This window comes from Chromobacterium sp. Panama (assembly GCF_003052555.1).
In the GTDB taxonomy this organism is placed as follows: domain Bacteria; phylum Pseudomonadota; class Gammaproteobacteria; order Burkholderiales; family Chromobacteriaceae; genus Chromobacterium.
Window position 1 is genome coordinate 2487564 of the sequence record NZ_QARX01000001.1, and the last position, 12749, is coordinate 2500312.

Here is a 12749-nt window from a genome sequence, read left to right on the forward strand (position 1 = left end):
GGACTGGACGACAGCTTCTTCAACCTCGGCGGCGATTCGCTGCTGGCCTTGCGGCTGAAAGGCCTGGCGCTCAAAGCCGGCGTCTCCTTCGAACTGGCCAGCCTGTTCGAACACCACAGCGTGGCGCTGCTGGCCGCCCATGCGGAACAGGCGGCCGCCGCCGCCGCGCCGGCCGAACCGTTCTCGCTGCTGGACCCCGCCGACCGCCGGCGGTTGCCGCCGGACGCGGTGGACGCCTACCCGCTCAGCCAATTGCAGCAGGGCATGCTGTTCCACAGCGCCTTCCGCGACGGCTCGACCCTATACCACAACATCGTCGGGCTGGCGGTGTCCCTGCCTTACGACGCCGCCGCGCTGCGTCGCGCGCTGGACGCGCTGTGCCGGCGGCATGAGTTGCTGCGCACCCGCTTCGCGCTGGACGGCTATCTCGAACCCTTGCAACTGGTATTGGCGACGGCCGCCATTCCGCTGGGAGAAGGCGATCTCGGACAGCTGCCGCCCGCCGCGCAGCAAGAAACCCTTACGGCCTTCATCGCCGCCTGGTCCAAACAAGCTTTCGATCCAGGCGCCGCGCCGCTGCTGCACGCCCACGCCCACCGGCTGGGCGAACGGCGCTTCCATCTGACGCTGCGCATCCACCACGCCATCCTCGACGGCTGGAGCGACTCCGTCTTCATCGTCGAACTCGCCCAGCTCTACCAGGCCGAGTTGGCCGGCCGGCCCTGCCGGCTGCCCGCGCTGTCCAGCCGCTACCGCGACTACATCGCGCTGGAACGCGAGGCGATGGCCTCGCCGGCCAGCCGGGATTTCTGGCGGGAACAGCTGCGCGGCTACGAAGCCGCCGCCGCGCTGCTCGCGCGGGAGGAGAACGCCGCCTTGGCGGCCGACGGCCCGCTGCAGATCCACGCCGATATCGCCATAGACGAGCCGGTTTCGACGGCGCTGACCGCGCTGGCGCGGCGCTTGAACGCGCCGCTGAAATCGGTGCTGCTGGCCGCCCACCTGGCGGCGCTGGCCATGCTGACGGGCAAAAGCGGCGCCTGCACCGCGCTGGTCACCAACGGCCGGCCGGAAACCGCGGACGCGGAGCATATGGTGGGCCTGTTCCTGAACTCGGTGCCGCTGCGCATGGAGATCCGGCGCGAACCCTGGACCCGGCTGATAAGCCGCGTGATAGACGCGGAACGGGCGCTGCTGCCGCACCGGCGTTATCCGCTGGCCACCATGCTGCGCGACGCCGGCCTGCGCGACGCCGGCGAGGCCATTTTCAATTACACGCATTTCCAGGCGCTGGAAGCGCTGGCCGACTGGCGCCAGCAGGACAGCGCGATGGACAACAGCTTCGCGCTGCAAATCAATTTCCGCCCCGACGGCGCGCGCATCGCCGGCAGCCTGACCGCCCACCGCGACGCCCACGACGCCGACGCGTTGCGGCGCTACGCCCGCTGCTACGCCGCCGTGCTCGCGCAGCTGGCCGGCGGCCCCGACGGCCCGGTGCGCCGTCTGGACCTGCTGAACAAGGACGAGCGCCGCCTGCTGCTGGATGGCCAGGCCAGCGCCCGCGACATCGCGCCGCTGCCGCTGTGCGAGCTGTTCGAGCGGCAAGTCCGCCGCGCGCCGGACGCGCCGGCGCTGGACTGCGACGGCGAAACCTTGAGCTACGCCGAGCTCAACCGCCGGGCCAACCGGCTGGGCCGGCGGCTGATCGCCGCGGGCGTCGGACCCGGCCGGCTGGTGGCGGTCGCGCTGCCCAAATCGGCGGCGCTGCTCGTCGCGCAACTGGCGGCGCTGAAAGCCGGCGCCGCCTATCTGCCGCTGGACCTCAACTACCCGGCGGAGCGGCTGGCGCTGATGCTGGACGACGCCCGCCCGGCCCTGGTGCTGAGCGACGCCGGCTCCGCCGCCCGCCTGCCGCAAACCGCCGGGCCGGTGATGGCGCCGGAGGCCGACGATAGCTTCGCGGACGGCGACATCGGCCAGCAAGAAAGGCTGCGCCCGCTGACGGCGGACGATCTGGCCTACGTGATCTACACCTCCGGCTCCACCGGCCGGCCCAAAGGCGTCGCGGTCGGCCACGCCGGACTGGCCAGCCTGGCGCAAGACCTGAAAGAGCGCTGCGCGCTGGACGCGTCCGCGCGCGTGCTGCAATTCTCCTCGCCGGGCTTTGACGCCTCGGTGCTGGAAATGCTGATGGCCTTCGCCGGCGGCGCCTGCCTGGTGCCCGCCAACGCCAGGCAGCTGGACGCCGACAGCCTGCCGGGCACGCTGCGCGCCGCGCGCGTCAGCCACGCGCTGCTGCCGCCGGCGCTGCTGGCCATGCTGGAACCGGCGCCGGATCTGCTGCCCGGCGCGCTGCTGGTCGGCGCCGACGCCTGCCCCGCCGAGGTGGTGGCCAAATGGGCGCGCGGCCGCCGGATGATCAACGCCTACGGCCCCACCGAATCCACCATCTGCGCCACCCTGAGCGACCGCCTGACCGACGGCGCGCCGCCCATAGGCCGGCCGGTGCTCAACAGCCAGGTCTATCTGCTGAACGAGGCCTTGCAGCCGGTGCCCGCCGGCGTCGCCGGCGAGCTGTACGTGGCCGGCGCCGGCCTGGCGCGCGGCTATCTTAACCGCCCCGCGCTCAGCGCCGAGCGTTTCGTCGCCAATCCCTTCGGCGCGCCCGGCAGCCGGCTCTACCGCAGCGGCGACAAGGCGCGCCGCCTGGCGGACGGCCAGCTGGAATTCCTGGGCCGGCTCGATCAGCAGATCAAGCTGCGCGGCTATCGCATCGAGCCGGGCGAGATCGAGGCCGCGCTGCGCTCGCAAACCGGCGTGGCCCAGGCCGTGGTCTTGCCTGTCGACGACGACGGCCGCAAGCGTCTGGTCGCCTACGCCGTCCCGCGCGCCGGCGCCAGCCTGGACGGTGCGCGGCTGCGCGCCGGGCTGGCCGCCGGCCTGCCCGACTACATGGTGCCCGCCGCGGTGACGGTCTTGCCCGCGCTGCCTTTGAACGCCCACGGCAAGTTGGACCGCGGCGCGCTGCCGGCGCCGGTCTTCGCGGCCGCGCCGCAACGCTTGCCGGCCACGCCGCTTGAACAGACGCTGGCGGCCTTGTTCGCGGAGACGCTGCGGCTGCCGGCCGTGGATCTGGACGCCGGCTTCTTCGAATTGGGCGGCGACTCGCTGCTGGCGATGCGGCTGGCCGCCCTCATCCGCGGCAAGCTGGGCGTCAGGCTGTCGATGGAACAGCTCTTCCTCGCCCCCAGCGTCGCCGAATTGGCGCGACGCCCGGCGTTTGGCCGCCCGGACGAACCGTCGTCGGCGGCCGGCGGCCGCTCGTTCTGGCTGACCGTCCGCCGGCAAGACGGCGCGCCGGTCTCGCTGCGCTGCGACGGCGAGCTGGAGCTGCCGGCCTTGCGCCAGGCCTTGCGCGAGCTGGGCCGCCGTCACGCCGCCCTGAACGCGCCGGCCGAAACAGGGGCAACGATCAAGGCCGCCAACGGCCTGGCCTTCCCCGCCGCGCTGCGCCAGGCCGCCGACAGCGGCGCCGGCGCGCCGATCGCGCCGCTGCTGCGGGAACTGGCCCAGGCTTATGCCGCCCGCGCCGACGGCGGCGCCCCCGATTGGACGCCGCTGCCGCGGCCATACGCCGACTACGCGGATTACGCCTCGTCGCGCGCAGAACTCAGCCAGGCGACGGCCCCCTCCGGCACGCCGGCTTCGCGCCCTTTCCCTCCCTCTTCCACGACATTGGAGCAAGCATGAACACTCCCCATCCCGACACGGCCGTCTACCTGAAAAGCGGCGTCAAACTGGAACCGCTGTTCCACCGCTGGTACGCCTGGAGTCATCTGGTGTCCCCGGTTCAGCAGGCGATCAATCTGGCCTTCCGCCAGATTCCGCTGCTGCGCTCCTTCATCGCCAACCCCAATGTACACATCGCCGCCTCCAAAAACCCCCAGATGCTGGGCGGCCCCTTCCTGGAACTGCCGGCCAGCGATCTGCCCGCGGTGCGCCGCCTGCTGCAGGACACGCTGAAGGACGCGGCGCCGCTGCTCCGCTTCGCCGAAGACCTGCAAAAGCTCAATCGCCAGCTGCAGCAAACCGCCAGCGGCCACAGCCTGGACGCGGTCTACGCCGAATTGCCGCCCACGCTGGCCGGCCTGGTCGAAGTCAGCTACGACCTCAACCATCACCCCGGCCTCCGCGTGCTGGACCCATTGCTGAGCTATCCGGCCGCCGCGGACGCGGACCGGCAGGCGCTGGCCTTCAGCACCGAGCGCGACGAACAGCGCCATTTCTTTCTGAACACGCCCCGGCTGGACGGCGACGCCAGGCTGGTGCTCCCGCTGCCCTTCGCCGCGCCTCATCACGAAGCGCTCGCCGCCAGCCGGATACGCGCCGTCCCTTACGCGGAACTGAAGCAGGCGCTGAAGGTGCCGGCGGAGCAGGAAGCCCGCTTCCGCGGCTTCTTCGACACCGAAGCGCCACGGCGCGACCAGCCCGAGTATCACGGCGGCGACGTGCGCATCCGTTACTTCGGCCACGCCTGCGTCTTGTTGCAAACGGCGTCCACCTCGGTCCTGATCGACCCCTTCGTCACCTGGGACCGGGACGGAGAACCGCAGCGGCTGACCTTCGACGATCTGCCCGACCATATCGACTACGTGTTCATCACCCACAACCATCAGGACCACTTCAGCCCGGAACTGCTGCTGCAATTGCGCGGCCGCATCGGCCGCCTGCTGGTGCCGCGCCACAACAGCCGCAGCCTGGCCGATCCGTCGATGAAGCTCACGCTGCGCGCGCTCGGCTTCCGCAACGTGTCCGAACTCGAGCCGATGGAAAGCGTGCGCTTCGACGACGGCGAAATCGTCAGCCTGCCGTTTTACGGCGAGCACGCCGACCTAGACATAGAAAGCAAGCACGGCATGTTCCTGCGGCTGAAAAACCGCCGCTTCCTGTTCCTGGCGGACTCGGACTGCAAGGACCGCGCGCTCTACCGCCGCATTGTGGAGCGCCTGGGCAAGGCGGACACGCTGTTCATCGGCATGGAGTGCGACGGCGCGCCGCTCAGCTGGCTGTACGGTCCGTATACCGGCAGCCCGCTCAGCCGGCGCGACGACGAATCCCGCACCTTGTCCGGTTCCGACTGCGAGCACGCCTGGAGCATCGTCGAGGAGTTCGACTGTAAGAAGATCTACGTCTACGCGATGGGGCAAGAACCCTGGATGCGCTTCGTCACCGGCCTGGAGTATTCGGCCGACAGCAAGCAGATCGTCGAGTCGAACAAGTTCCTCGAGCGCTGCCGCGCCGCGGGCCTGAGCGCGGAACGGCTATACGGCTGCAGCAGCTTCAGTTGCTGAGAGCCTGTTCAATGTCTGCTGCGCGCCGTAAAAGCTTCCAGGAAGCCGTCGCCGGCTTGGGGCGCGGGGCTGAATACAGGCTTGCTCTTGTCGACAGATTGCCGACCCAAGGTATTCGCTTATGAAATTTTCACTCGATGCCGGCTACGGCTGGCTTGCGTCCTTGCAACAGGAACGACTGTTCCACCTGGAGCCGCTGGCGCCGGACGCCGCCTCATGCTCGTTTCCCGTCGTGCTGCGGATAAGCGGCGCGCTGGACGCCGCGGCATTGGAGACGGCCCTGGCCGCGGTCGTGGCCAAACACGAGGCCTTGCGCACGACGATGGCCTTCGACGGCGACGAGCTGCTTTGCTCGACGCGGCACGCCTGGTCCGGCCCCTTGCTCCAGCCGACGCGCCTGGAACCGGCGGGCGGGGACAGCGCCGGCCTGGCCGCGGCCGTCCGGGAAGTCATCGACCGCCCCTTCGATCTGGCGACGGGGCCTTTATTTCGCTTTGCTCTCTTTCAGCCGGCGGATGATGAGGCGAGCCTGGTCATGGTGTTCCATCAGGCTGTTTTTGACGCCTGGTCGGCCGGCATCCTGGCTACAGACCTGGACACGGCTTATGCCGCCGCCTTGAACGGCGGCGACGTCGAGCTCGCGCCCAATGCGCTCGATTACGCGGACTTCGCCCATTGGCAGCGCAAACCATGGCGCGCCGGCGCGCCCCGGCCTTCACGATTGAGCGCGGACCATCCGTTGCCGGCCACGATATCGACGGACGGCGCTCAATGGGCGCTCAAGCTCCCCTCCGAGCAAGAACAACAATTGCGCCGGCTTCAACAGGAAACGGGAGACGCCTTGCTGGTCGTTTTCTCATCCTTGCTCGGTCTTTTCCTGGGCGCGGAAAGCGGCCGGGATGAAATCCTCATCGACGCGTCCGTCCCGGGGCGACGCCACGCGGAAGCCAATGACATCATCGGCCTGTTCGAAACCCCGCTCCCGCTGCGCTTGCGCCTGGACGCCAAGCCCACTATGCGGGAGATGCTGGACCAGGTCCGCACGCAGGCCGCGGAGAACCGGAACATGGCGTTTGAACCCTCCGCCGCCTTGGAGCCGCCGGGGTTTCAAGTCGCCGCGCGGGTGCGAAAGCGCCCGCTCTGGCGTCTCGCCGGCCTGCGGCTGACCGAGCAGGCGGCGCATGCCGGACGCGCGAAGCGCGACTTGAGCTTTGTGCTGGACGAACGCGACGACGGCCTCTGGCTGACGCTCGAGTACGCCGACGCCTTGTTCGAAGCCTCGGCCGCCCAGCGGCTCTTGAACGGGCTGGTCCGCTTCGCCGCGCAATGCCTGGCCGATCCCGCCCGCCGGCCGGACGCCTTGCCGACGGCTGATGGGCAAGAACTCGCCAGCCGCGGACAAGAGCGAGACACCGGCGCGCTCGCGGCGTTGGCGCGGCCCCAGGCCGACGCCCGGCTGGGCCAGCTGTCCAGCAATCAGCAAAGCCTGTATTTCTTTGAGAAACTGGCCCCGGACCGCGCCTTGTACAATGTCCCGCTGCATCTGGAGATGCGCGGCCAGCTGGACCCCGCCCGCCTGGAGGCGGCGCTGGAACAGCTGCTGAAACGCCATGAAGCCCTGCGCGCGCGCTTTGTGGAAACCCCGGCCGGCCTGCGGCAGGACATCGGCGCGCCGCCCTCCCGCGTACTCGAAACCGCGGATCTCAGCCAACTGCCGCCGGACCGCCGCGACGCCGGCTTCGCCAGCCTGGAACGGGATGTCAGCTCGACCCCCTTCGACCTCGCCGCCGGCCGGCTATGCCGCTTTTGCCTGGCGCGCCGCGACCGCGAACACTGGGTGTTGCTGATGGTGTTTCACCACATGGCGTTTGACGGCCATTCCGCGCAGATATGGCTGCGCGATCTGCGAACCCTGCTGCGAGGCGGCGCCTTGCCCGCCGTGGGGCCCGCGATGACGGTGAGAGAGGCCGCCGCCGAGGAGCGGGCCTGGCAGCGCAGCCGCGACTACCAGAAGGCGCTGAGCCGCTGGCTAGACCGCCTGGCGGGAACTGCGGCCCCGCTCAATCTCAGGCCGGACCGCCCGCGCCCGCTGCGACGCGACTACGCCGGGGCCTTCCTGGAATGCGCCTTGCCCCAGGCGCTGCTGGGCGAGCACATCCAGCGCGCCGCCCAGCTTGGCGCCTCGCCGTTCATGGCCGTCGCCGCCCTGCTCGCCGCCTATCTGTCCGCGCGCGGCAATCAGGCCGACGTCTGCCTGGGCTTCCCCCATGGCGGACGCGGCGACGGCGCGATCGAGGACACCATAGGCAATTTCGTCAATTTGCTCGCCATGCCGGTGCGGATAGAGATCGCCGACACCCCGCGCAACATCATCGAAAAAGTGCGCCAAACCGCCCAGGCGAGCTACGCCGGCTACCGGGTGCCGTTCTCCTCCCTCGTCGATCGGCTTGGCCTGGAGCGCGTTCCCGGCCAACACCCGGTCTTCCAGGCGGTGGTCACCGTCGATCAAGACTTCGACGGCTGGACGCAGGACGGCCTGACCGTGGCCTTGCTGCCGGGCAGCAACCCTATCGCCAAGTTCGACCTGGCCTTCGGCTTCAATCTGGCGCGCAGTTGCGTCCGCATCGAGTACGCGACCGATATGTTCGACCCGGCGTCGATTGAAGCCATGGGCGCGGAACTATCGGCCTTGCTGTCCCAGTGCGTGCGGGGCTTCGACGCGCCGCTGCGGCAGGCCGCCGGCGCGACGGCCGCCGGGGAGGTGCCGCGCGCCGCGCCCAAGCTGCTGAGAAAACCCAAGCCGGCCGGCGCCGGGAACGCCGGCTTGGCGGCGGACGCGACTTGAGCCCATGTCAAGCGCCGACAACTGACCAACCGCCGGAGGGCGCAAAGCGCTCTAGCCGGCAGGACATGCAAAACCAATGACTCATCCAACAGAACTCAGCGCCTGCCAAACGCTTGCCGAGGCCTTCTCCCGCTCGGTCCAGCGCTTTCCCGACCGCATCGCCGTGCAATGCGCGGCGGCTTCGCTCAGCTACCGGCAACTGGATCAGCGGGCGGACGCCCTGGCCCGCCGCCTCCGCGCCATGGGCGTGACCGCCGAAACCCTGGTGGGCTTGTCCGTGCGCAGATCGTCCGATCTGATCGTCGCCATGCTGGCCATTCTGAAAGCCGGCGGCGCCTACCTGCCGCTGGACCCGGAGTATCCGGCGGAGCGGCTGGACTACCTCGTCGGCGACGCCCGGCCCAAGCTCATCGTCGTGGATGCGGCATCGCGGGAACGGCTGGCCGCCGCCGCGTCCGCCAAGGACATCCCGCAGCTTGATCTGGACGCTTTTGCGCCATCGCGCGACGAGACGCCCGTGGGCGGCGGCGCGCCGAATCGCGACAACCTGGCTTACGTCATCTATACCTCGGGCTCGACCGGAGGCCCCAAAGGCAGCCTGATCACCCACCGCAATGTGCTGCGGCTGTTTACCGAGTCCCAGCCTTATTACGACTTTGGGCCGGAGGACGTCTGGCCCTTGCTGCATTCCTACGCCTTCGATTTTTCGGTCTGGGAAATCTTCGGCGCGCTCTTGCATGGCGGAACCTTGCTGGTCCCGGACCTGGCCACCATTCGAGACCCTTCCGCGCTGCTGGCGTATTTGCGGCGGCATGGCGCGACGGTGCTCAACCAGACGCCGTCCTTCTTCTATCAGCTGGCCCTGTATCTGAGCGAACAGCCGGAACAGCGCGAGGCCCTGGAATCGCTGGCCTTCGTGGTGTTTGGCGGCGAGCGGCTGGACCTGACACAGCTCAAGCCCTGGTTCAAGACCATGGGCGACGAGGGCCCGGTGCTGGTCAATATGTACGGCATCACCGAGACCACCGTGCACGTCACCTTGCACGTGGTCGACGCCGACGAGACGAAGCATAGGAAGTCCGCCGGCATCGGCTCGGCCTTGCCGGACTTGTCGCTATTCCTGCTCGACGAGGACTTGCAGCCGGTGGCGGCCGGCGAGGTCGGCGAGCTGTATGTCGCCGGTCCGGGGCTGGCGCGCGGCTATCACGGCCGGCCCGGCCTGACCGCCGAGGCCTTCATTCCCTGCCCCTTCCCGGGCCGCGAAGGCCAGCGGATGTATAAAACCCAGGATCTGGCGAAGATCGATCCGCACGGCGAGCTGGTTTACGAATCGCGCAAGGGCGGCTACCTGAAGATCCGCGGTTTCCGGGTTTCGCTGGCCGAGATCGAATCCGCGCTCTGCGAGCTGGACGGCGTCGCCAACGCGGTGGTCCAGGCCTCGTCCGAGGACGGGCGAGATCTGGTGTCGGCCTATCTCCGCTTCGCGTCCGCGCCGATGAGCTTGCGGGAACTCCGCCAGGCGCTGGCGGAAAAACTGCCCGGCTTCATGATGCCGCACCACTTTCATTGCATCGACAGCCTGCCGCTGACCGCTCACGGCAAGATCGATCGCAGCCGTTTGCCGCACATGGCGCGGGCCCTGAGCGACGAACGCCCGCCGGACGCGCCGGCCTCGGCCGACGAAGCCGACATGACGGCGATCTGGCGCCGGGTCCTCGGCGTGGAACGTCTTGGTCCTAACGATGATTTCTTCGCCTTGGGCGGGGACTCCATCCGCGCCGTGGAACTGATCATGGCGCTGAATCGCGCCGGCTGGGCCGCCACGGTGGAAGACGTGTTTCACTCGCCCAATGTCCGGGACCTGAACGACCGCAGCCTGCGGGGCGAAACCGGCTTGCCGCCGACGCGGGCGAAACGCGCGAACGCCGCGTCCGACATGCAGCGCCTGATGCTGGAGCACTATCAGGCGGCCCCGGCAGGGCTGGGCGTCTATCACGTGCAGCAGTGGTTTGACTGCGTGGACGCGGCGCTCGACATCGGACGGCTCATGGAGGCCTTCCGCTTGGAGTTTTCCCGGCATCCCGTTTTCCGCACGCTCTTCGTCCGCGACGGCGACGCGATTCTCCGCACCGACGCGGGCAGGGAACGGGTGCGCCTGGACGCCGTCGACCTCCGGCGCGACGCCCCTGCCCGGCGGCGGGCGCGGATTGCCGAATACGCGCGCGCCGATCTCCACGCGCCATTCGCGCCCTTCGAGGCGGCAAGCGAAACGGCGCGGCTGCGCTTCTTCCAAACCGAGGACAGCCGCTGCGTCGTTTTCCTGAGCATCCACCACGCGATAGACGACGGCTGGGGTCAGCAACGCTTTTTCGACGCGGTATTCCAGCGCTATCAGCGCCATGACGCCATCGCGCCGCCGGCGCGCGCGGACGTGTTTTCCGAATACGTCGCCCTCCAGCAGCGCATGGCCCTGGACCCGGCGGCGATTGAATACTGGCGGCGAGCGCCGTTTGCCGGCGCGCAGACGCTTGAGCGACGGAGAACGCCGCCGGCCGGAATGACGGAGCACAAAAAACGCATCGCGCCCCGGCTGGTGGCCCGCGTCGGCCACTGCGCGCGCGCGCGGCGCATCCAGACGCGATCCTTGTATTTGGCCGCCGCCGGGCAAGCGATCGCGCGCGCGACCCGGGACCCCCAGATCTTGATCGGAATGGTGGTCAACGGCCGGGTGCCGGAACTGAGCGATCCGCTGGACGCGGTGGGCCTGTTCTGGAATTTGCAGCCGCTGTCGTTTCAGGCCTTGGCGTGTCCGCTGGAGACGGCTGAGGCCATCCACCAGCGCCAGCTGCTGCAGGAGAAATACGCGCTCTACCCGCTCAGCGCGATTTTCGATGCGCGCAGCCCCGGCCGGGAGTTTCTTTACACCTTCAACTTCACGAATTTCCGGGCGCGGGATTCGAAAACGGCGGATTTTCGGGACTGGGACGGCGTGGATCGCTTCCACTACCCCGTCAATATCGCCGTCCATCTGGACGAGGGCTCGGACATCGCCGAATTCCGGCTGAGCGGCGATCCCGCTTATTGCGGCGAGGCCGCGGCGGACGCGCTGTTCCAGGCTTTCGAAGAAGCACTGGGCGTCGCCGTCGGGGAGCTGGCCGGCCTAGGCGCTTGACGCGGCCGCGCGAGGCCGGCGCTCCCTGCCTCAGCGCGACAGCAAGGCGGCCACTCGCTTGGCGGTGGCCTTGGCCGACTGCGGGTTTTGCCCGGTCACCAGCCGGCCGTCCACCACCACCTTGGGCATGAACGGCAGCCAGGCTTTTTCATAGCGGGCGCCGCGCCGCCTCATTTCCTCCTCGGCGTTGTAGGGCACTTTGCCGGCCACGCCGGCCAACACTTCCTCCCGCCAGGAAAAGCCGGTCAGCCGACGGCCGGCCACCAGCAGCGCGCCGTCGGACAAGCGGATATTCAGCAGGCCGCAATAACCGTGGCACACCGAGGAAACGACGCCGCCCTGCTCGTAGATCTCGCGGGCGAGCCGCTGCAGGCCAGCGTGCTCCGGAAAATCCCACATCACCGCGTGCCCGCCGGTGAAATAGATCGCGTCGAACGCCGCCGGGGCGATGTCTTCCGGCTTGGCGGTATCCGCCAGCAAGGCCCGCTTATCGGCGCTGGCCAGCCAGGCCCGCGCCGAGGCGTCGGCGTTCGGCCATTTCAGCGAGCGCGGCTCCAAGGGAGAGGCGCCGCCCAGCGGGCTGATCAACTGCTGCTCCCAGCCTTGCGCGGCGAACACCTCGTAAGCGTGGCTCAATTCAGACAGCCACAAACCGGTGGCTTCGGACGGATCGGCGTAGTGAGCGACATTGCTCACCACATGCAGAATGCGCTTGCTCATGACGGCTTCTCCTCATCAAAGCGCCGCTGGGGTTTGAACACGGTTTGCGTCGGCCGTTTCCGGCGGCGGGCCTGCGCCACCTTAAGCTTCAAGTCCGCTTGAGGGTCAAGGCATTTCACCTGAGCCTAAGCGCCCGTTTACGACTTTTCCGGGAGCGGGCCTTGCCCGCTTCCCGGCGCTCCGCCCGCCGCGCCGTCCTCGTCGCGCAGGCGGTTCAACACCCATTGGGCCCGCTCGTCGCAGGCCAGCCCTTCCGGCCCGTTCTCCATGCTGGCGATCACCCGCCGCAACTGGGCCTTGTTCTGCTCCAGCCGCTGCTGCAAGCGTTCGATCTCGGCCACTTTGCGCATGAGCCCCGCCAGCAGGTCCTCATGCTGCCAGGCCTTAGGCTCCGTCGGCAGCAGACGGCGAATCTCCTCCAGGGAAAAGCCGGCGCTCTGGGCGCTGGCGATGATGTCCAATATCCACAGCGCTTCCGGGCCGTAATCGCGGTAGCCGTTGGCCCCGCGCGCCACCGCCCGGATCAGGCCGCTGGCTTCGTAAAAGCGAATGCGGGAGGCGGTCATGCCGCAGCGCTTCGCCAATTCTCCAATTTTCATCCGCGTTCTCGATCGGGGCTTGACATTAAAGTTAACTTTAAACCTATGGTTGAGCCAAGATC

Annotated in this window: 6 protein-coding genes; 4 read left to right on the top strand and 2 right to left on the bottom strand. The window is 68.7% G+C overall.

Annotation, left to right across the window (positions count from 1 at the left end):
* The 4 genes from DB032_RS11130 to DB032_RS11145 all read left to right on the top strand — a co-directional run.
* The coding region (locus tag DB032_RS11130; protein ID WP_146176647.1) for a non-ribosomal peptide synthetase at nt 1-3750 on the top strand (3750 nt) is incomplete at its 5' end.
* Nucleotides 3747-5351: an MBL fold metallo-hydrolase gene (locus DB032_RS11135; RefSeq protein WP_107799545.1), complete on the top strand. Its 1605-nt coding sequence runs from the start codon at nt 3747-3749 to the stop codon at nt 5349-5351. The genes DB032_RS11130 and DB032_RS11135, both read left to right, overlap by 4 nt.
* 121 nt (nt 5352-5472) lie before the next feature.
* Entirely contained in the window at nt 5473-8196 is a 2724-nt protein-coding gene (locus tag DB032_RS11140; protein ID WP_107799546.1) for a condensation domain-containing protein, read from the top strand.
* Nucleotides 8197-8272: 76 nt separating this feature from the next.
* Nucleotides 8273-11368, top strand: a complete 3096-nt coding sequence (locus DB032_RS11145; protein WP_107799547.1) for an amino acid adenylation domain-containing protein — start codon at nt 8273-8275, stop codon at nt 11366-11368.
* A 30-nt stretch (nt 11369-11398) separates the two neighbouring features.
* On the opposite strand, the gene DB032_RS11150 is transcribed toward DB032_RS11145, so the two are convergent.
* Both DB032_RS11150 and DB032_RS11155 read right to left on the bottom strand, forming a co-directional pair.
* Complete coding sequence (locus tag DB032_RS11150; RefSeq protein WP_107799548.1) at nt 11399-12088, bottom strand: type 1 glutamine amidotransferase domain-containing protein; 690 nt, start codon at nt 12086-12088, stop codon at nt 11399-11401.
* Nucleotides 12089-12225: 137 nt separating this feature from the next.
* Nucleotides 12226-12687 (bottom strand): MerR family transcriptional regulator, encoded by a 462-nt coding sequence (locus DB032_RS11155; RefSeq protein WP_107799549.1) that lies wholly within the window; start codon nt 12685-12687, stop codon nt 12226-12228.
* Nucleotides 12688-12749 lie beyond the last annotated feature (62 nt).

Coding starts and splice junctions, on each gene's coding strand:
- DB032_RS11140 (WP_107799546.1), top strand. CDS start 5,473: ATGAAATTTTCACTCGATGCCGGCTACGGCTGGCTTGCGTCCTTGCAA.
- DB032_RS11155 (WP_107799549.1), bottom strand. CDS start 12,687: ATGAAAATTGGAGAATTGGCGAAGCGCTGCGGCATGACCGCCTCCCGC.
- DB032_RS11145 (WP_107799547.1), top strand. CDS start 8,273: ATGACTCATCCAACAGAACTCAGCGCCTGCCAAACGCTTGCCGAGGCC.
- DB032_RS11135 (WP_107799545.1), top strand. CDS start 3,747: ATGAACACTCCCCATCCCGACACGGCCGTCTACCTGAAAAGCGGCGTC.
- DB032_RS11150 (WP_107799548.1), bottom strand. CDS start 12,088: ATGAGCAAGCGCATTCTGCATGTGGTGAGCAATGTCGCTCACTACGCC.